General features: G+C 63.9%; 18 protein-coding genes. 3 read left to right on the forward strand and 15 right to left on the reverse strand.

The window, feature by feature from the left end; genetic code table 11:
• Positions 1 to 29: 29 nt before the first annotated feature.
• The 11 genes from AC0IYS_RS14720 to hmpA all read right to left on the reverse strand — a co-directional run bounded on the left by AC0IYS_RS14720 (position 30) and on the right by hmpA (position 11780).
• Positions 30 to 1523, reverse strand: a complete 1494-nt coding sequence (locus AC0IYS_RS14720; RefSeq protein ID WP_471705844.1) for a DUF3526 domain-containing protein — start codon at positions 1521 to 1523, stop codon at positions 30 to 32.
• On the reverse strand, positions 1520 to 3022 hold the full coding sequence (locus tag AC0IYS_RS14725; protein ID WP_471705845.1) for a DUF3526 domain-containing protein: 1503 nt from the start codon (positions 3020 to 3022) through the stop codon (positions 1520 to 1522). The genes AC0IYS_RS14720 and AC0IYS_RS14725 overlap by 4 nt, the downstream gene beginning before the upstream one ends.
• On the reverse strand, positions 2970 to 3674 hold the full coding sequence (locus tag AC0IYS_RS14730; RefSeq protein WP_471705846.1) for an ABC transporter ATP-binding protein: 705 nt from the start codon (positions 3672 to 3674) through the stop codon (positions 2970 to 2972). Before AC0IYS_RS14730 ends, AC0IYS_RS14725 begins: the two co-directional genes overlap by 53 nt.
• A gap of 19 nt (positions 3675 to 3693) precedes the next feature.
• A complete protein-coding gene (locus AC0IYS_RS14735; protein WP_471705847.1) occupies positions 3694 to 5364 on the reverse strand; it encodes a TonB-dependent receptor in 1671 nt (556 codons plus the stop codon).
• Between the two features lie 63 nt (positions 5365 to 5427).
• Positions 5428 to 6000 (reverse strand): TonB-dependent receptor plug domain-containing protein, encoded by a 573-nt coding sequence (locus AC0IYS_RS14740; RefSeq protein ID WP_471705848.1) that lies wholly within the window; start codon positions 5998 to 6000, stop codon positions 5428 to 5430.
• Positions 6001 to 6023: 23 nt separating this feature from the next.
• On the reverse strand, positions 6024 to 7292 hold the full coding sequence (locus AC0IYS_RS14745; protein WP_471705849.1) for a GTP-binding protein: 1269 nt from the start codon (positions 7290 to 7292) through the stop codon (positions 6024 to 6026).
• Between the two features lie 117 nt (positions 7293 to 7409).
• Positions 7410 to 7841 (reverse strand): Fur family transcriptional regulator, encoded by a 432-nt coding sequence (locus AC0IYS_RS14750; protein ID WP_471705850.1) that lies wholly within the window; start codon positions 7839 to 7841, stop codon positions 7410 to 7412.
• Positions 7842 to 7901: 60 nt separating this feature from the next.
• Positions 7902 to 8642, reverse strand: coding sequence for an ABC transporter ATP-binding protein (locus tag AC0IYS_RS14755; protein ID WP_471705851.1), 741 nt, complete (start codon positions 8640 to 8642; stop codon positions 7902 to 7904).
• Positions 8639 to 9499 carry an ABC transporter permease gene (locus tag AC0IYS_RS14760; protein ID WP_471705852.1) on the reverse strand — a complete coding sequence of 287 codons (861 nt, stop codon included), beginning with the start codon at positions 9497 to 9499 and terminating at the stop codon, positions 8639 to 8641. Before AC0IYS_RS14760 ends, AC0IYS_RS14755 begins: the two co-directional genes overlap by 4 nt.
• Before the next feature lie 13 nt (positions 9500 to 9512).
• On the reverse strand, positions 9513 to 10505 hold the full coding sequence (locus AC0IYS_RS14765) for an aliphatic sulfonate ABC transporter substrate-binding protein (protein WP_471705853.1): 993 nt from the start codon (positions 10503 to 10505) through the stop codon (positions 9513 to 9515).
• A 93-nt stretch (positions 10506 to 10598) separates the two neighbouring features.
• Positions 10599 to 11780 (reverse strand): NO-inducible flavohemoprotein, encoded by a 1182-nt coding sequence (hmpA, locus tag AC0IYS_RS14770; protein ID WP_471705854.1) that lies wholly within the window; start codon positions 11778 to 11780, stop codon positions 10599 to 10601.
• A 151-nt stretch (positions 11781 to 11931) separates the two neighbouring features.
• Here hmpA and AC0IYS_RS14775 point away from each other — a divergent pair, with 151 nt between their 5' ends.
• On the forward strand, positions 11932 to 14031 hold the full coding sequence (locus AC0IYS_RS14775) for a TonB-dependent receptor family protein (RefSeq protein WP_471705855.1): 2100 nt from the start codon (positions 11932 to 11934) through the stop codon (positions 14029 to 14031).
• 44 nt (positions 14032 to 14075) lie between these two features.
• Here the strand turns inward: AC0IYS_RS14775 and AC0IYS_RS14780 are convergent, their stop codons facing one another.
• Complete coding sequence (locus AC0IYS_RS14780) at positions 14076 to 14945, reverse strand: transposase (RefSeq protein WP_471705856.1); 870 nt, start codon at positions 14943 to 14945, stop codon at positions 14076 to 14078.
• Positions 14946 to 15322: 377 nt separating this feature from the next.
• Between AC0IYS_RS14780 and AC0IYS_RS14785 the strand changes: the two genes are divergently transcribed.
• Positions 15323 to 16096, forward strand: a complete 774-nt coding sequence (locus tag AC0IYS_RS14785) for a Crp/Fnr family transcriptional regulator (protein ID WP_471705857.1) — start codon at positions 15323 to 15325, stop codon at positions 16094 to 16096.
• 9 nt (positions 16097 to 16105) lie between these two features.
• Here AC0IYS_RS14785 and AC0IYS_RS14790 read toward each other — a convergent pair whose 3' ends face one another.
• A complete protein-coding gene (locus AC0IYS_RS14790) occupies positions 16106 to 16333 on the reverse strand; it encodes a hypothetical protein (protein ID WP_471705858.1) in 228 nt (75 codons plus the stop codon).
• Between the two features lie 204 nt (positions 16334 to 16537).
• Here AC0IYS_RS14790 and AC0IYS_RS14795 point away from each other — a divergent pair, with 204 nt between their 5' ends.
• Positions 16538 to 17986, forward strand: a complete 1449-nt coding sequence (locus AC0IYS_RS14795; protein WP_471705859.1) for a SulP family inorganic anion transporter — start codon at positions 16538 to 16540, stop codon at positions 17984 to 17986.
• Between the two features lie 75 nt (positions 17987 to 18061).
• Here the strand turns inward: AC0IYS_RS14795 and AC0IYS_RS14800 are convergent, their stop codons facing one another.
• Together AC0IYS_RS14800 and pal are read right to left on the reverse strand one after the other, a co-directional pair.
• On the reverse strand, positions 18062 to 19501 hold the full coding sequence (locus AC0IYS_RS14800; protein ID WP_471705861.1) for a catalase: 1440 nt from the start codon (positions 19499 to 19501) through the stop codon (positions 18062 to 18064).
• A gap of 157 nt (positions 19502 to 19658) precedes the next feature.
• Positions 19659 to 20192, reverse strand: a complete 534-nt coding sequence (gene pal, locus AC0IYS_RS14805; RefSeq protein WP_471705862.1) for a peptidoglycan-associated lipoprotein Pal — start codon at positions 20190 to 20192, stop codon at positions 19659 to 19661.
• Positions 20193 to 20263: the final 71 nt, after the last annotated feature.

A 20263-nucleotide genomic window follows, 5' to 3' on the forward strand; every position in this document is an offset into this window, starting at 1 on the left:
GAAAATGCAGCAGTATAACGGAGCCGGCGTCAGCCTCGCCGAATGCGCACCATCAAGCCTGCCGCGATGGCCAGCAGCGCGGCGATCCACACCGGCAGCGCCGCCAGTTGCGGCGGTGCGTCCGGCACCTGAGCCAACGCCGTGGAGGCGCCAAAGCGCGGTACCTGGTCGAAGTCTCGGAAGCCGTAGCCGCCAAGGCAGGCGGCGGGGCAGGGCTTGCGTTCGTCGCCCAGCGCCGCCAGCTGGATCGCGCGCTGGAAGTAGTCGCGCAGCCGTACCTGATGGCGCTGCACCTCCTCCATGAACTGTCGGTGACGCTCGCCGTCATTGCCGGCGATGGCCGACAAGGTTTGATACACCAAGGTCACCGGGCTGAAGACGATCGCCTGGTCGAACAGGTGTTGCTGGCGCATCCGCGCCTGTTCGAACTGGTGGTCGACGCCGGCCATGATGCGTTCCAGCTCCTGCGCGCGCTGCAGCCGCGACGCGCTGGACGAGACCTTGGAAAGCGGAGTGACGGTGGGCTTCCATTCCGGGTGGCTGTCGTAGAAGCGCGCCAGGCTGCCCAGTTTATCGGCGTTGACCTGGTCGCCGGCGTCGCGCAGCGCCTGGATGTAGCGTTCCCGCACCGGCACCGGCGCGCCCATTTGAATGGCGGCCGTCATCGCGCCCGGCAGTAGCACCGCCAGCATCAGCCATGCGCCGAAGCCGGCGAAAGCGGCCGTCATGCGGTTGCCGCACACGGCGCAAATGACGACGGTGACCGCCGCCCAGAACATCGAATACAGCAGCACCACCCCGGCCCACGACGCCAGAGCGGTCATGCCGGCGCCATCGGGCGGTATGGTGCCGGCGGCGAGCGACGCGATGCCGACGGCCAGCACCAGCACCAGGCTGGCGGACAGCGCGCGCGCCGCGACTTGTGCCGCCAGCATGCGGCCGAGTCGCACGCCTTGCAGTTGCAGGGCGCGCAAGCGGTGGCTCTCGCGGTCCTGCGTCAGCACGGAAGTGCATAGCGCGAGCAGGATCAGCGGCCAAAGATAGACCACGAAGAACATCAGATCGAAACGTCCGACCGCCAGCCGACCCGGATGCTCGATCTCCAGCGCCGTTCGCGCCAGTTCCATCGATTCCGCGCGCACGCGGACGTAGGCCGGCAGCAGGTCGGCCTGGCCGATCGCCAGCGCGGCGCCTGGAATCTCCGGTTTGCCGGCGAAGCCGACATGTGCGCGGAAGGCGTAGCCGCGCACGTCCACCGGCGTCTTGTACCATTGCAGCGACTTGAACTCGGGCGCCGCCGGATCGGCGAAATAGCGCGTGGCCAGCGCGTTGGCTTCGGCGCGCGCGGCGGCTTCCTGCGCGGCGGCGTCGGCAACCGCCCGCCGCTGGTCGCGCTCGAAGCGGGCGCCTTCGAACAATCCGAATCCCGCCAGGGCGAGGGCGACCAGCACCAGGGCGATCGTGCCGCGCTCGCGCAACTGGCTGCGCAAGTCGTAGGCGATCAGTGTGAACATCTGTGTCATCGTAAGTTTCCGCTACGTAGGTGGCGCAAGCCGGCGCCGCACAGCAGCAGGCTTGCGATGAAGAGGGCAACCAGGGGCAGGCCCTGGCGCAGCGCCAGCGCCTTCAGGTCGAGCGCCTCGAAGGTGAATTTGAACGGCGGGATCTGGTCCCATAGCGCCCGGTCGCCGTCGTGGCGCACGCCATCCTGTTCCGGATGATCGGTGATCGCCTGGTTCAACACCTGCTGCATGCGGCGCCGCTGGCGCTCGGCGCCGTCGATGAATTGCAGGTGGTGGTGGGTGTCGCTGCCCGCCGCCGCGCTGGAAAGACCGGCTATCGCGACCGCCGGCGAGAGCCACCCGGCCAGCGCCGAGGCGTCGCTTTGCCGCCGCATCGCGTCGAACAGGCGGCCGTAATGGTCGTCGAAAATGCGGTCGCCGTGCTGTTCGCCGCGTTGCAGGCTGATGCCGGCCCAGTTGACCGGCAGGTCCTTGACGTCCTTGACGCCATATTCGCGCAGCAGTTGCTGTTTGTCGCGTTCCGCCTGTTCGGGATCGTCCGGCATGCCGAGTTCCGCGTCCATGCCGGCGCGGAACTGCTGCATGGTCGGCAGCGGCGCGGCCATCCGCGACAGTTCCACCGCCGCGCGCGGAACCACCAGTGTGGTCGCGGCCCACAAGCCGATCAACACCGCCAGGCTGGCGCGCAGCGTGGCGGCGCGCGCCGACACCGCCGCGATCAAGGCGGCCCAGGTGCACAGGTAGACCAGATAGCCGGCGCCGAACAGCAATGCGCGCGGCAAGCCGTCGCTGAACGGACTGCGGGTCCATTCGAGCACGCCGACCGCGATGCAGGCCGGCAGCGCGAGCACCATCGCCAGGCAAAGCAGCACCGCGCTGCGCGCCAGCGCCAATGCGCCCAGCGGCGCGGCGTTGATGCGCAGCGCGGCCAGCGTGCCGCGTTCGCGCTCCGCCGCGAACATGCCGAAGCCGAGGAAGATCATCGCCATCGGCGCCAGCACTTGCAGCACGAAGGCCGGATTCAACCGGAACTGGCGCGTGACACCCGGTTCATCGTTGGCCGGACGGTACACCAGCTCATTCTGTTTGTGCGCCTCCAGCCACACGCTGGCGCCGACGTAGTGCTCGACGCCGGGATCGAGCGCCGCCAGCGCCGATAGCGGCTTGAAAACATACACGCCGTAGTGGGCCGCCGAATGCGGATACTTTTTACCCTGCTGCGACCAGCGCTGTTGCTCCGCCTGCTGAGCGATGGCGCGGCCCTCCAGTGTGGCGCGCAGCTCCATCGACGACAACAGCGCCGCGCATACGGCCAGTGCCAGGCCGACGCCCACCACCAGCCATACGCGCCAGTCGCGCCGGCGTTCGCGCCAGTCGGCTTGCCAGGCGCCGTGCAGCGCGCGCAGCCACCGTTGGCGATTTGATTGTGCGTCTCGGGCGACCACGTCAGGCGCGGCCGGCGAGGATGCCAAGGTAGTTGCGTTCAAGTTCGCCTGCATTCAAATCTCCCAATTTCCATTCACCGGCCAGACGGCCGCCCACCAGCATGCCGCAGCGGTCGGCCAGCTCCTGCGCGCGAAACAGATCGTGCGTCGCCATCAGGACGGCGGCGCCGTCGTCGGCCAGTGTCCGCACCAGTTCACCGAAGGTCACGCTGGCTTCCGGATCGAGGCCGGACGTGGGCTCGTCGAGCACCAGCACCTGCGCGCCCTTGGCCAGCGCCATGACGATGCCGACTTTTTGACGCATGCCTTTCGAATAGCCGGAGGCCATGCGGTGCCACGCGTGTTCCGGCAGGCCGGCGCGTTCCAGCAGCGCTTCGATCTCCTCGCGGCGCGGCTTCCTGCCTAATAGCCGCATGAAGAATTCGACGTTCTCGACGCCGGTCAGGCGTTCATAGAGCGCGACGTTTTCCGCGATATAGGCCGCGTGCTGGACGGCGGCGCGCGCCGGCGGCAGGTTGGAGCCGGCCAGGCGGATGTTGCCGGCGTCGGCGTCGACGAATCCCAGCAGGCAGCCGATGGTGGTGGATTTTCCGGCGCCGTTGGGGCCGAGCAGCGCGTAGATCTCGCCGCCTTGCACATGCAGGTCGAGGCCATCGACCACGGTTCTGCCTTCGTAGCTTTTGCTTAGTTTTTCAATGTGTATCATCCGTGCTCCGTGCTGGATACTAAAAAACGTAACGCATCTCCGCAAACAGCGTGCGGCCCGGGTAGGGATGCATCTGGTAAGCGTGATCGTTATTGAGGTTGTCGATGCCGACAGCGAGTTCCGTGCCGGCGACAGGCTTGAATAGCAGCCGCATATCGACTTGACTGACGCGCGATATGGCGCCATAGACGTCGGTGTTGTAGTCCGAGTTGTTCATCTCGTTGAACTGGCGTCCCGAATAACGGTAGGTCGCCGAGGCGCTCCATTTCACGCCGGGGGCATAGGTCAGCGTGGTGGACCCGCGCACGCGCGGCACGCGGGTCCAGTTCTTGCCAACGGACGGCTGATAGTTGGCGTTTTCCAGCACCGTCGATTTGCTGAAGGCGATGTTGGCATCGGCGCTCAGCCCCCGAATGCCCAACTGGTCGATTTGCGCCACCAGCTCCAGGCCGCGCGTGCGCACCCGGCCCACGTTGGTGACATTGGTCACGTTGGGGAAGACGTTCAGATTAAGCTGGCTCCAGATCGCGTCGCGCACATCGTCCTGAAACAGCGAGGCGCGCAAGGTGCCGAACGATTCCCGTTGTTCGGCCATCAGCTCGAGCGCGTTGGAGCGTTCCGGCTTCAGATCTGGATCGTTGACGACGATGCTGCTGCCGACAGCCGTGCCTTGAAACAGTTCGGCAACGGTGGCGAAGCGCGTGCCGCGTCCCGCCGACAGGCGCAAGGTGGTATCGGCAGCCGCGTCCCATCCCAGCGACAGCTTGGGCGACCATGCCTGTTCGCTGCGGCGTGGGTAGTTTCGGGTCGTGCCTGGGATGCGTTGCGCGCCGTTCCTGGCCTCCCACGACTCCGCCCGCAGGCCGAGGGTGGCTTGCCATTGGGGCGCTAAGCGCCATGCATCCTGGCCGTAGAGCGCCACGATGCGCGTCTGGCCGCCGATGAACTGCGTCTCCGGCCCGACGGCGTTGCGCCAGTCGGCGGTGGCGCGGGTGGTTTGTTCGAGTTTGTAGTCGTCCGCGTGCAGGCCGATGGTCAGCGCGTGGGCGCCACCGGTCCAGTCGCCTGCGGCGGGCGCGTAGGTGGTTTGCACGTCGAGCGAATTGAAGCCGCTGCCGTCGCGCAGCACGGCGTTGCCGGCGCCGCCGCTGGCCGCGAACGGATCGGCGCTGCCGGCGTTGCGCTGCACGTCCTCCAAAATGCGGTAGGCGCTGGCCGATACGCTGGCGTTCCAGCCGTTGCCGTTGCGGCTCTTGACGGCCACGCCGGTTTGCGCGTGGCGTTCATCCCGCGTGTACGGCGCGAAGGCGGCAACCGGGATGACGAAGACGTTGGCCCCGTCGCCGACCCGCCCGGACCAGACGGTGTTGCCGGCGACGTCGCGCAGGAAGCTTTGATTGCGGGTCACGCTCTCGTTGCTCCACCACGCCACAAAGCCCTCCGCGCTCACGCTGCGATTGAAGTCGTAGCCGAAGGTGGCTTTGACGGTGTTCTGTTTTGTATGGTCGATGGCGCCGGTGTTGGCGCCGAAAATCGCCCGGGTCGTGCCGAACGGTCCCGTGTCGTAGCGGATGCCGGTGACCGGGGTCGCGGCACCGGCGCCGGCCGGCGTCGGGAAGGCGCCGGCGGTGTTGGCGGTCGCGGTGTAGTAGCCCATCGGCTGGCTGGTCGAGTCCTGATGGTTGACCATTAGCTTGTACCACAGGCCCGACGCCAGCTTGTCGCCGATCAGCGCGGAGCCCTGGTAGTTGCCTTAATGGTCTTTCAGGCCGTACTGGTCGAAGGTCTGATCCTGCATCGCCACCCGCACCGACCCTTCGAATTTGGTCGGGCGGCTGGTGGTGACGGCGATCGTGGTGCCGATGGAGTTGCCGGGGTAGAGCGCCGAGAAGGGACCGTACAGCACATCGACCCGCGTCATTTCTTCCGGCGCGATCATGTTCCAGCGGGGCGCGTCGAAGCGGCCGAGGAAGTTCGACAGCAGGTAGCCGTCCATCGTGACCAGCGCGCGCGGCGCCTGCGTGGTGGAGAAACTGCGTCCGCCCACCAGCGCGTTGCGGTCGCCGCTATAGCGTTTGCGGATGGTCATGCTGGGCATATTGCGCAGCGCATCCTCCGGATTGAAGATGTTCTGTTGCTGCCGCAGTGCTTCCTGGCTCTTGGTGACGCTGGTGGTCGGCAAATCGGGATCGAGCGCGCTGCGGGTGCTGTTGATGGTTACGCTCTGCATGGCCGCGTCGGCGGCCGTGTCGTCGGCGTAGGCGTAAGGACAGGTGGTCAGGGCGAGCGAAATCGCCGCAACCAGCGGCCGTGTCGTTGTTTTCATGGTCGGGAATCGTAAAAAAGGAATCAGGCGTGCGCGGGTTCTTCTGCTTCTTCGTCTTCCCGGCTCCAGTCCGGGAAAGGATCGCTGTAGCCGCGCCACGTCAGCATGCCGGCGGCGAATTCGACGTCGGTCAGCACGCAGGCGTTGAAGGCGGATTCGATCGCCGCGCGGTCCATGCCGCTGCCGATGAATACGAGTTCGTTGAGACGGTCGCCGTACGGCTCCTCCCAGACCGCCTCGATCGCCTGCCGATCCGGATCGCCCGGGGAAGGCCATTGCTCCCTGCCGCTGGCAGCCCACCATTGGCCGACCGGTTCCACGGCGGCGATGCGGCCGGCGCGCGAATACGCCACCGCCCAATCGGGGCGGCTGGCGAGCCAGATGTAGCCTTTGGCGCGGATCAGGCCAGGCAGCGCCTCGTCGAGGAAGGCGTTGAAGCGCTCCGGGTGCAGCGGTTTTCGCTGGCGCAGCACGAAGCTGTCGATGCCGTATTCCTCGGTCTCCGGCATGTGTTCGCCGGCCAGCTCGCGCGCCCAGCCGGCCATCTGGCTGGCCTGCTCCAGATCGAATTTGCCGGTACCCAGTATCGTATGCAGCGGCACGTTGCCTTTTTCGGCAAGGACGATGGTGGCCGTCGGATTGAGCGCCTTGATGACGGCGCGCACTTCGGCCAGTTGCGCGGGGCCGACCAGGTCCGATTTGCTGACCACGATGACGTTGGCGAATTCGATTTGCTCTGACAGCAGTGCCGCCAGGGTGCGGTCGTCGCCCTCGCCGGCGGTCTCGCCGCGCTGGGCCAGGAAGTCGGTGCTGTGGTAGTCCTTCAGCAGGTTGAGCGCGTCGACCACGGTGACCATCGTGTCGATACGGGAGACGTGGTTCAGCGAGTCGCCGTTTTCATCCTCGAAATCGAAGGTGGCCGCCACCGGCATCGGTTCGCCGACGCCGGTCGACTCGATCAGCAGGTAGTCGAAGCGGTTTTCGGCGGCCAGCTTGCGCACCTCCAGCAACAGGTCCTCGCGCAACGTGCAGCAGATGCAGCCGTTGCTCATCTCGACCATCTTCTCCTCGGTGCGGGACAGCGCGGCGCCGGCGTTTTCCGCGCCCTTGCGCAACAGCGACGCATCGATATTCACCTCGCTCATGTCGTTGACGATCACGGCCACACGCAGCCCTTCACGATTGGCCAGCACGTGATTGAGCAGGGTGGTTTTGCCGGCGCCGAGGAAGCCGGAAAGGACTGTGACGGGTAGACGGTAGTCCGGATTGGCGGAGGGAGAGGTGATAGACATGGGACGGCTCACTGAAAAGGGCGCGGGGGCGCAAAATTTATTAATGCAATTGAGTTGCATAATAAGTCCGATCAGCCGTTAATGCAACTATGTTGCGTTAACTATTTTGTCGTCTTGTTATTTTTTAGGCGCGCAGTGCGGGCAGGTGCCCTTGATCAGGAAGTCGATTTCCTGGCTTTGAAAGCCGTCCGGCAGCTTGATTTTGCGGGGCAGGGCGACATCGGTGAAACACGTCACTTCCTCGCACTTGGTGCACTGGAAATGCGCATGTTCGTGCGAATGGTGGCCGGCCCCCGCGCTGAAGCGCCAGACCTGGTCGGCGCCGGCGATGCGGTGCACCAGTTCATTTTCGGTCAGCCATTCGAGCACGCGGTACAGCGTGACCGAATCGAGCGCCTCGTCCGACAGGTGGTCCTGGATCTCATGGTGGGTCAGCGACTTTTCCTGGCCCAGCAAGAAGTCGAGCACCGTCACGCGCTGTCGCGTGACGCGCGCGCCGGTGGCGCGGATCAGCGTTTCTGCCTGGTCTGTGGTGGAGGTTTGCATCATGAGCGCGATTTTACCAGTTCTGACGGCGCGTCGCACATCCGGCGAGTGGTGACTTTTTGATCAGATGGCGTGCACCGCGTGCAATCGATCGATGATGGAGGACTTCAATGTGGCCAGCACGACATCGCCACGTCCGCGTGGCCGGGGTGGCGGCTGGAACTCCGTCACGGCCGGCGACCCCACGCCATCCAGCAGGAGGATCCTGTCGCTCAGATACAGCGCCTCGTCGATATCGTGCGTCACCAGCAGCACGGTCAGTTCGCGCTGGCGTGCCACCTTGAGCAGCAGATCCTGCAATTTCATGCGCGTGAAGGCATCGACGGCGGAAAATGGCTCGTCGAGCAGCAGCACCTGTGGATGGCTGAACAGCCCGCGCGCGATCGCGGCGCGTTGCGCCTGGCCGCCGGACAGCTGTTTGGGCAGCGACTGCGCTTGCTGGTGCAAGCCAACTTCCGTCAACAGGCGGGTGGACAGCTTTTGGGCGGCGGCGTCGTTGCCGCTGTCGAAAGCGACGTTTTGCGCCACCGTCAGCCAGGGAAACAGGCGCGGTTCCTGAAAAATGAAGCCGATGTCGCGGTGCACGCCATCGAGCGGCTGGCCGTGCAGCTTGATCCCGCCTTGAAAATCCCGATCCAGGCCGGAGGCGATCGACAGCAGACTGCTTTTGCCGCAGCCGCTGGCGCCGATCAGGCTGACCACTTCTCCCTGACGCAGGCCGATGTGAACGTCGCGCAGCACCGTGCGGGCGCCATAGCGCTTTTCGGCGATGTGGATGTCAAGTGCGGGTCTCGTGTTTTTCATGCCCCACCCGCGCTGGAAAAGCTGTCGCGCCAGGCCAGGCCGCGCCGTTCGATGGCCGCCATCAGGCTGTCGCTGATTTTTCCGAGTATCGCCAACAGCACGATCGCCGCCAGCACGATGTCGGCGCGGCTGGTTTCGCGGCCGTCGGACAGCAGGTACCCCAGTCCCTGGCTGGCGGCGATCAGTTCCGCCGCCACCATGAACATCCACGCCAGACTCAAACCGTTGCGCAGGCCTGTGAGGATGGACGGCATGGCGGCCGGCAGCAGCACGCGCCGGGTCAGCGCCACGCCGCCCAGGCGATACAGACGCGCCACTTCGATCAGCTTGCGGTCCACGCCGCGTATGCCGGAAGACACGCCCATATAGACGGGGAAGAAGGCGCCGATGGCGATCAGCACCACCTTGGGTGCCTCGTCGATGCCCAGCCACAGGAGCAGCAGCGGCACCCAGGCCAGCGAGGGAATGGCGCGCAGCGCCTGGAAGGTCGGATCGAGGATCGCCTCGGCGCGCCGGTTCAAGCCGACGGCGGCGCCCAGCAGCACCGCCAGCGCGGCGCCAATGCCGAAGCCCGCCGCCACGCGCAGGGTGCTGGCGCCGATGTGGCCCAGCAGGCCGCGCGCGCCGAGATCGGCCAGCGTTTCCAGTATCTGCGTCGGCGCGGGCAGCAAGTTGGATGGAATCCAGCCGGCGCGCGCGCCAACTTCCGCGCCGATCAACACCGCCGATGGCAGCAACAATCCAAGCAGGCGACGCGGGATGAGTCCCGGGCGCCGCTCGCGACGCGTGCGCGGGGAGGGCGCCGCAGCGTCACCATCAAAATCGGTTTGCGCACCCACCGCCAGTTGACTGCTCATATCCGGTCGGCTCCTAAGCGCGGGCGATGAACGGTTGCGCGAAGCGCGTGTCCACCAGGTCGAGGATGGCGCGGTTCAGATCCGTGCCGCTCTTGACCAGCGCCTCGTCGCGCAGGATGGGCGCGGCGACCTGCAAGGCTTTCACATGCTCGCTACCCGGCTGCGGGTTGGTGAAATCCGTGCGCAGCTTGATCTGCAAAAGCGCCACCGGCAGCGACACCTTCGCTTCCTCCGACAGTATCCTGGCCGCTTCCGACGGATTGGCGCGTATCCACGCGCGTGCCTTCTCGTAGGCTTTGATCACGCGCCCCAGTTCCGCCGGATGCGCGGCCAGGAAGTCCTCGCGCACGTTGAGAAAACCGTAGGTGTTGAAGGCGACGTTGCGGTAGATCAGCCGCGAGCCGCTTTCCAGCTCACTGGCGGCCATATGCGGGTCCAGGCCCGCCCACGCATCGACCTTGCCTTGCTCCAGCGCCGCGCGTCCGTCCGCGTGTTGCAAGCCGACGTGTTCGATATCGCTGCGTTTCAATCCAGCCGTTTGCAAGGACCGGAGCAGGAATAGATAGGGATCGGTGCCCTTGGTGGCGGCGATCTTCTTTCCCTTCAAATCCGCCAGCGTACGCACGGGAGAATCCTTGCGCACCACCAGCGCCGTCCATTCCGGACGGGAGAATATATAGGGTGTTTTGATGGGATTGCCGTTGGCCTTGGCCAGCAACGCGGCCAGGCCGGCGCTGGAGCCGATGTCGATGCTGTTGGCGTTCAGGTATTCGAGCGCGCGATTGCTGCCGGCGCTGAGCACCCAGCGCACGCTGGTGCCGTCGGCCTTGAATTCCTCTTCCAGCCAGCCGAAGCGGCGCAGCACCAGGCTGGCCGGCGAATAGTAGGCGTAGTCCAGGCGCAGCTCCTTGAGCGGGGCGGCGCCGAACACCAGCGGCGAGACCCCGCCAAGGGTGGCAAGGGCGGCGCCGTTGGCCGCCAGTTTCAATACAGTCCTGCGCTTCATGGTTTCCTTCGGATAGGCGTGATGCAAGCAGTATTGCATCGGTGCCCTCCGTCGTACACGAAGATATCCGGCTTTACATATCCGGAAAACGCATCAGGCCAGCGCCTCGGTCGGGCCGAAGAACTCGTAGTGCGTCTGCGCCCGCGGCACGCCCAATTCCAGCAGATGCGATTTGACGGCCTTCATGAACGGCGTCGGTCCGAGGAAGTAGGCGTCGACATCGCGCGTCGCCGGCAGCCACTCGCCGAGGCGCTGCCGATCCAGGTAGCCGGTGGCATGCGGCTGCGGGCCGGTGTCGCTGGCCATCTCGTAGCAGTAAAAGCGCTGGAGCTGCGGATACTCGCGCGCCAGCGTATCGATTTGGTCGCGGAAGGCGTGTACCCCGCTGTGGCGGGCCGCGTGGATGAAGTGGATGGCGCGGCCGGTCGACAGGGCGGACGTCAGCATCGCCAGCGTTGGCGTGATGCCGACGCCGCCGCTGATCAGCACCAGCGGTTTGTCGCCGTCTTTCAGCACGAATTCTCCCGACGGCGGAAACAGCTGGATGCTGTCGCCGACATTGACCCGATCGTGCAGGAAGTTCGACACCACGCCACCGGCCTCGCGCTTGACGCTGATGCGGTAGTTGGCGCCATTGGCGGCGGCCGACAGCGAATACTGGCGGCGCGCCTCTTCGCCATCGATTTTTACGGACATGCCGATGTATTGGCCCGGCTTGTGGGCCACAACGGCGCGGCCGTCGGCCGGCTCCAGCACGAAGGAAGTGATCTCGTCGCTTTCCGCCCTCCTGGAGGCGACCTTGAATGCGCGGGCGCCGCTCCAGCCGCCGGCGGCGCGGGCGTTTTCATCGTAGACGTTTTGTTCGGCGCCGGCCAGGATATCGGCAAGTTGACCGTAGGCCGCCGCCCAGGCGTTGATCACAAAGTCGGTCGCGGTATCGGCGCCGAGCACTTCGCGTATCGCCTTGAGCAGCGAGGCACCCACCAGCGGATAGTGCTCGCGCTGGATTTGCAGCGAGACGTGCTTGTTGACGATGGTCGACACCAGCGGTCCGAGTTGTTCCAGACGATCGATATTGCGGGCGTACATCAGCACCGCGTTGGCCAGGGCGCGCTGTTGGTTGCCGTCCTGCTGGTTGGCCTGGTTGAAGAATGGCTTCACCTGCGGGAAGTCGCGGAACAGCGTCAGGTAGAAATGGCGCGTCAACGCTTCGCCGCCTTGTTCCAGCAGGGGTACGGTGGCGGTGATGATGGCTTTTTGTCCTACGCTCAGCATGATGGTCTCTCGTCGTTGGGAAATGGTGATGTAAAGAAGTATAGCGGATACATCTTTAAAGGCGGTAGAGGCATTTTGTCCCAGTGCCCGCTGGTCGATGAGAATGAGAAGTGTTATCATCTTGCGCTTTAACGCCAACCAGATCACATCCATGTCCGAATTCGCCTTGTCCGCGCCGCGCCCTGCGCATATCCCCCTGACCGCGATGGCCGCCGCCATCTCCCTGCTGCTGGCGCCGTCCGCGCTGCACGCCCAGGAGAGCGGCGCCGCCGCGACTATCGAATCGATCCAGGTGACGGGAAGCTGGCTCGGCTCGGGCTTGCAGAACAGCGTGAAGAATTTTCCCGGCGCGCGCACCGTCGTCGGCAAGGAGGAGATCGAGAATTCCGGCGCGCTGGACATCGGCGACGTCCTGCGCCGCATTCCGGGCGTGCAGGCGACCGACAACTCGGGCACGGCGGGCAGCGCCATCTCGCTCAACATCGGCGTGCGCGGGCTGACCGGACGCTACTCGCCGCGCTCGACCATCCTGCTCGACGGCATCCCGCTGGCGGTCGCGCCGTACGGCCAGCCGCAGCTGTCGTTCGCCCCCGTCAGCCTGAACAACATCGAATCGATCGACGTCGTGCGCGGCGGCGGCGCGGTGCGCTACGGCCCGCAGAACGTCGGCGGCATCATCAACTTCCGCAGCCGCGCCATTCCCGACGGCCCCGGCATCAGCGGCGACGTCTCGGTGCGCTACAACGACTTCAGCGAAACCGGCCACAGCCGCCAGTACAGCGCCTTCGTCGGCAGCACGCTCGACAACGGCCTGGGCCTGGCGCTGATGTATTCGGGCATGGACGGCTCGGGCTGGCGCGTGGGCAGCGATGAAAAGGTCAACGACGTCGCGCTCAAGTTCCGTTACAAAATCGATCCGCAAAGCGAGGTGTACGGCAAGCTGACGTACTTCGACGTCAACTCGCGCACGCCCGGCGGCCTGACGGTGGCGCAGTACAACGCCAACCCGTTCCAGAACACCCGTCCGACCGACTTCTGGAGCGGCGACCGCAAGGGCGCCGACGTCGGCTACCTGAACACCTTGTCGGCCACGCAGGAAGTCGAGATCAAGGCCTACTACAACGAAAGCTTCCGCCAGAGCGCGCTGATCAACGCTGCGCGCGCGCAGCTAACCTACCAGCCGCGCAACTATCAGGTGCTGGGCATCGAGCCGCGCTATACGCAGCGCTTCGCCGCGTCCGGCATGACGCATGACGTCACCGTCGGCTACCGCTTCCTGCGCGAGCGGGGCGACGACAACAATTATGTGCAAAACGTCGCCACCGGCGTCAACGGCGCCACCGCCACCTTCGTCAACAGCACCGACGCGCACTCCGTCTACATCGACGACCGCATCGCGCTGGGCGCCTGGCGCATCACGCCGGGCGTGCGCTACGAGCGCATCCGCTCCGAGCGCGACGACATCGTCGGCCGCAACACCTTCGAATCGAACAACAACAAGGCGCTGCCATCGCTCAACGTCGCCTATCTGGTGAACAAGGCGCTGACCGTGTTCGCCAACTACACGACCTCGTTCGGGCCGGTGCAGAACACGCAGCTGAACTCGCAGACACCATCGAATCCGCTCAAGCCCGAGCTGGCCAAGACGGCCGAAGTGGGCGCGCGCTGGAAGACCGGCGCCGTCAGCGCCGAGCTGACCGCGTTCAAGCTCAAGTTCGACAACCAGATCATCCAGGTGCCGGGCATCACGCCGGCGACGTTCCAGAACATCGGCGCCACCGACCACGAAGGCATCGAAACGGCGGCCGATTACACCTTCGGCGACGACAGCGCGCTGGCCGGGCTGAACGTCTACGCCAACTATACGTACACCAAGGCGATCCAGGAATCGGGCGTCACGTCGGGCATGGACGTGCCGTTCTACTCGCGCAACACGGACACGGTCGGCGCGCGCTACCGGGTTGGCGCCTTCACTGCCAATTTATCGAGCACGCATCAAGGCAAGCAATACTCGGACGCCGCCAACACCGTGGCCGAGTCCGCCAACGGCGGCGTAGGGCAGATCCCCGGCTTCCGCCTGTGGAACGCGCAGCTGGGCTGGAAGCTGCCCGGCAAGCCGGGCTACGAGGTAATGGCGGGCATCAACAACCTGTCGGACAAGCGCTACTACACGCGCAACGTCGACGGCAATGCCGGCCGCATGGTCGGCGCCCCGCGCACCGCCTACGTCCAGCTGCGCGCAACGTATTAACGCAGCTCCGGGGTCACGCAGCTCCGGGGTCAGGTCCACTTTTTCTACACGACCTTGGCTGTATTGCCGTCTGGCCGGCGCTCGTTCCAGCTTTTGACGGCGCGGCTCACCGTTGTAGGTGAGATATTGAAGTGATGCGCTATTTCTTTGAACGAATAGGCATTCGTGGCGTACGCGCGAGCGATGGCTTCGTCGCGCTCCGCGTACTGATGTTGATATGCATGCAGCGGCAATGCCTGCGTTCCACGCTGGCAGCGCGCGATATCGTTCATTGCTTTTGCGGGATTGATTTCCTGAATTCGCTCGACAAAATCGTCGTCGCCCAGCAGCAGCTGACTTCGGGCACGCGACAATGGACTTGTTACGCCGACGCCGTCCACGACAAATTGTCGATATGCCTCGGTGGCGTCGGTGGAATTGTCGCCGAATTTCTTCAAGGTAAAGTCCGTGTCTAACCATGTGGGCGGAGATGCGGTACCCAAGGTCAAAGCGAAGCTACTCCAAGGCCAGTCCAAGGCATCTGCTACCAGCTTCGCGCGTACCGGGTTGAGCACGATATATCGCGCTAGCTCCAGCAGATAGCTTTCCTTTTGAACCAGGATCGCTTTATATCGTCCCTGAAACACGTGGCCGACCAAGTCATGACGACGATTGAAATATTGCGAGTAAATGCCGTTCAACTGCCGCATGCCTTGCGATAGATTGCCATCGACTGTTTCCAGTAGTAAATGGTAGTGATTGGTCATCTGGCAAAACGCGTGCACCATATAGTTCGACTTTGCACAGACCTCGGCCAAGGTTTGAATCCACACTGCTCGGTCTGTGTCGTCCAAGTATATGTCCACCTTACGATCACCCCGAGAAGTGATGTGGTAAAGCGCGCCAGGAAATTCGATTCTCAACGGACGGGTCATATTTCGACGATAGCTGGTGATGCGCCGACGGGTTTGTGAAGGATCAGTTGGCAGTCGGTTTTCTGTCGTACTGGCGATGAAACGGGCGGTAGCGCTGAGACCGTGTAGAAAAAGTGGACCTGACCCCGGAGTGGTCTGCTAAAGCAAGTCGGGCAATTGCACATCCTTTTTTTTGACCCGGATGTGCGCTGAACCGCTTTGCGTAGGACAAAGATGACATTTTGCAATGTTCACAGCCTACATAGGACTACAAGGTGGTCCTATACCGCAGAGTTAGCCCGCTGGATATAGTGTCATCAACGGTGCAGCACAAAGAGGCCACCGCGATCCACACGACATTATTCGAAGGATCAACACGATTTCCAGGGGCATAAACCATGAACGCTTTCGATACCACCACCTCCGCAACTCGCTCGATCAACGTCGGCGCTGCCGCGCAACCGATCAGCTTGATTGGCGCGCAGCAGAACGATTTGCTGCGCGCCTTGTCGCGTGACGATCTGCTGGCCCTGTTCAGCGATCTGGAGTTGGTGGCGTTGCCGGCCGGTAAGCATTTGTTCGACTATGGCGACAAGGTCGAGTACACCTACTTCCCGACCAATGCGATTGTTTCGCTGCAGTATGTGATGGAAGACGGCGCGACCACCGAGATCGCCGTCGTCGGCCGCGAAGGCGTGGTAGGCGTTGCCCTCTATCCAACCGAGCGCGCCAGCTACTCGGCGGTCGTCGAGGCCGATGGCTACGGCTATCGCCTGCGCACCGAAGTGCTGCGGGAAGCATTCTACGCCGGCGGCCCGTTGGCCCAGCAGTTGATGCGTTACACGAGCGCGATGTTCGCCCAACTGGCGCAGAGCGTCGCCGGCAGCCGTCACACCAGCATCGAGCAGAAACTGTGCCGCTGGTTGCTGGAACGTCTGGACCGCTCCGTGACCAGCGAACTGAAGGTCACTCAGGAAATGATCGCCAACATGCTGGGCGTGCGCCGCGAGAGCGTGACCGGCGCCGCAGGCAAGCTGGCGGAAGAGGGGTTGATCATGTACCGCCGCGGTTGCGTGACGGTGCTGGATCGTGCGGGAATGGAACGCCGCGCGGGCAGCTGCTACCAAGCCAGCCGCAACAAGGCGGCGATGCTCGAACAGCGCGCGGCGTAAAAGAGGGGATTAGTGCAGAACGCGGGAGGCCGGCGGCGTCACGATGAAGCCGCTGAAGTCCACCCGCGAAGCAGGACGGGCAGCCATATTATCCAACTTGCGCTGCACCAACTTATGCCAGGCGCTGGCCCAACGCGCGGCCAATTGCGATTCCTCGGCTGAACGCGCGTACAGCGTCCGTTCCACGGCAATTTTCTGGCGGTTCAGGGCGCGGGTAGCGGATATCAGAGTAGTCATGGCGATATGTCTTGCGGGAAAGTGGTTAAGAAGTTCGCAAGGGTATTTTGCCGCGCTCGCTGCGTTTTGAATGTGCGCCAGTTCACCCATACCGATGAGAAAACAAACGCGGCCGTGTAAAATACGCGGACTGTTGCGTTTTTACCTCGCTGACGGCGGCTTTGCCGCACGGCGTGGGCGTGTTTTCACCTCTCTTTCTCTCCTATGTGGTCATCCAATCTTTCTAAAAATGCATTAGCCGGCCTGACCACGTCCTTTGCTTTAGTTCCCGAGTGCATCGCTTTCGCGCTGGTTGCGCACCTCAATCCGCTGACCGGCCTGTATGGCGCATTCTTTATATGTACGTTGACAGCCATTTTCGGTGGGCGTCCCGGCATGATTTCCGGCGCCGCCGGCTCGATGGCCGTGGTCATCGTCGCCCTGGTGGCGCAGCACGGCTTGCAATATTTTTTGGCGACTGTTGTGTTGAGCGGTCTCATCATGCTGTTGTTTGGCGTGCTCCGGATGGGCAAGCTGGTCAGCATGGTGCCCCATCCGGTGATGCTCGGCTTCGTCAACGGCCTGGCCATCGTCATCGCCTGGTCGCAGTTGCAGCACTTCCGGGCCAACGGCCGTTGGTTGCAGGACGCCGCGCTTGTGTGGATGTGCGCGCTGGTGGCGTTGACGATGTCGATTGTCTATTTGCTTCCCCGTTTGACCAAAGCCGTGCCGCCCGCGCTCGTGGCGATCGTCGGCGTCGGCCTGTTGTCCGAGGGGCTGCGACTGCCCGCGCGCACCCTGGGCGACATGGCGCAAATCGCCGGCGGCCTGCCGGTGTTCCACATTCCCGAATTGCCGATGACGATGGAGACCGTGCGGATCGTGCTGCCGTACGCGCTGCTGATGGCGGTGGTGGGCCTTCTCGAGACGCTTCTCACCTTCAATCTGACCGACGAAATTACCGAAACGCGCGGCTTGCCGAACCGCGAATGTGTCGCCCTCGGCGCCGCCAACGTGACATCGGGCCTGTTCGGCGGCATGGGCGGCTGCGCGATGATCGGCCAGACCATGATCAACCTGAGTTCCGGCGGCCGCACGCGGGTTTCCGGCGCCGTCAGCGGCATCATGATTTTACTGTTTATACTGTTTCTGTCGCCGCTGATCGAACGCATTCCGCTGGCCGCGCTGGTCGGCGTGATGTTCGTGGTGGCGCAGCAGACCTTCGCCTGGGGTTCGCTGAGGGTGCTGGGCAAGGTGCCCAGGCATGACGCGCTGCTCATCGTGGTCGTCACCTGCATCACCGTGGCGACCGACCTGGCGGTGGCGGTTCTGTGCGGGATCGTCATCGCGGCGCTCAGTTTCGCATGGCGCCACGCCCGCGAAATCCGTGCCGACGTGACGCAGGGCGCCGACGGCGTCAAACACTACACGCCGCATGGCACGCTGTTTTTCGCGTCCATCGCCCACTTTAACGATTTGTTCGATCCGCAGGGCGATCCGCAGGAGGTGGTGCTCGATTGCCGGTATCTTCGATTGGCCGACCATTCGGCGGTGGTCGCGGTGTCGACCCTGAGCGAACGCTATGCCAAAGCCGGCAAGACGCTCCAGGTTCAACATCTGTCCAAACGTTGCGAACAACTGTTGATGCGCGCTGGCGTGACGGTCACCGCGTAGTCCTATAGCCGCTTAAGCGCCGCATCTCGCGATAAAAAGCCGCAGGCCGGAATCTCTCCGCCCTGCGGTTTTTATTTACTTCGCTTCCAGCGCGTTGATCGCCGCCGCAACTCCTGCGCCATAGGCTGGATCGGCCTGGGTACAGTTGAAGATGTGACGTTCCTGCACCGGCTTCGATACGCCATGGATCGCGCGCGCCGTGTTCTCGAACAGCAGCTGCTTCTTTTCGTCCGTCAGCAAACGGAACAGGTTGCCGGGCTGCGAGTAGTAGTCGGTGTCGACCCGGTGGTCCCAGTGCGCGGCCGCGCCTTCGAGCGACAGCGGCGGCTCGGCGAATTGCGGTTGCTGCACCCATTCGCCACGGCTGTTCGGTTCATACGAGGTGCCGGCGCCGTGGTTGCCGTCGGTGCGCATGGCGCCGTCGCGGTGGTAGCTGTGGAACGGGCATTTCGGCGCGTTGACGGGAATCGCGTGGTGATTGACGCCCAAGCGGTAGCGGGCCGCGTCGCCATACGAGAACAGGCGCGATTGCAGCATCTTATCCGGCGAGAAGCTGACGCCGGGGACCACGTTGGCCGGCGAGAAGGCCGACTGCTCGACGTCCGCGAAGTAGTTCTCGGCGTTGCGGTTCAATTCGAGGATGCCGACGTCGATCAGCGGGTAGTCCTTGTGCGGCCAGACCTTGGTCAGGTCGAACGGATTGTACGGCACCTTGGACGCCTCGTTCTCCGGCATGATCTGCACCGCCAGCTTCCAGCGCGGGAAGTCGCCGTTTTCGATGGCGTCGAACAGGTCGCGCTGCGAGCTTTCACGGTCGTTGGCGACGACGGCGGCCGCCTCGGCGTCGCTGAAATTGGCGATGCCCTGCTGGCAGACGAAGTGGAACTTGACCCAGAAGCGCTCATTGGTCGGGCTGATGAAGCTGAAGGTGTGGCTGCCGAAACCGTGCATGTGGCGGTAGCCCTTCGGGATGCCGCGATCGCTCATGACGATGGTGATCTGGTGCAGGGCTTCCGGCAGCAGGGTCCAGAAGTCCCAGTTGTTCTCGGCGCTGCGCAAGTTGGTCTTGGGGTCGCGCTTGACGACGTGGTTCAGGTCCGGGAACTTGAGCGGGTCGCGGAAGAAGAACACCGGGGTGTTGTTGCCGACCACGTCCCAGTTGCCTTGCTCGGTGTAGAACTTGACGGCGAAGCCGCGGATATCGCGTTCGGCGTCGGCCGCGCCACGCTCGCCGGCGACGGTGGAAAAGCGCATGAAGATCTCGGTCTTCTTGCCGATTTCGGAGAACAGCGCCGCGCGCGTGTACTTGCTGATGTCGTGCGTGACGGTGAAGGTGCCGAAGGCGCCCGAGCCTTTGGCGTGCATGCGGCGCTCCGGGATCACTTCGCGCGCGAAGTGGGCCAGCTTTTCAAGGTGCCAGACATCCTGCAGCAGCACCGGGCCGTGCGGGCCGGCGGTCTGGGTGTTCTGGTTGTCGACGACCGGCGCGCCGGCGGCCGTGGTAAGGTTTTTCATGGAAGTCCTTCAGTGATTTGAAGTTGAATGGAAACTTCCAGCATAACTAACACGTTGCCCCGGCGCAGCTCTCTTTCGGGAGAGCCCGCGGCAAAAAAAAAGCCCGGCTGCGAAGCCGGGCTTTCATCACGCTACCGCTACTGCTACCGCTAGCAAATTACTTGCTTGGGTAGGCCAGGTCGGCGCGGCGGTTCTGGGCGCGCGAGTCCGCGTCGGTGCCCGATGCTTTTGGCTTCTCTTTACCGAAGCTGACGGCTTCCATCTGGCTGTCTTGCACGCCTTGGGTTTTCAGGGCGGTGATGACGGCTTGGGCGCGCTTCTGGCCCAGGGCCAGGTTGTACTCGGCGCTGCCCTGGTCATCGGTGTTGCCTTCGACTTTGATCGACACGTTCGGGTTTGCGGCCAGGAATTTACCGTGGTCGGCGACAACGGCGTCGAACTCTGGCTTGACGGTGTACTTGTCGAAGTCGAAGTAGACGCTACGGTTTTTGTAGATCGAGCTGTTTGGGTCCAGGTACGCTGGCAGGGTGGCAGCGGCTGGAGCGGCAACTGGTGCGGCCGCTGGAGCTGGTGCCGCCGCTGGTGCCGGCGCAGGCGCTGGTGCAGGTGCCGGGGCTGGAGCAGGGGTCGAGCAAGCGCTCAGCAGGGCTACGGTGCAGGCTGCCAGCAGGGTGTTGATTTTTGCGTTCATGGAAATACTCCCGAATTGTATTTTGTTATTGACACATTGGTGTAGTGAGGCTGTTCAGCCAGCCGCGAGCG

It is taken from the genome of Duganella sp. AC237 (assembly GCF_979254035.1).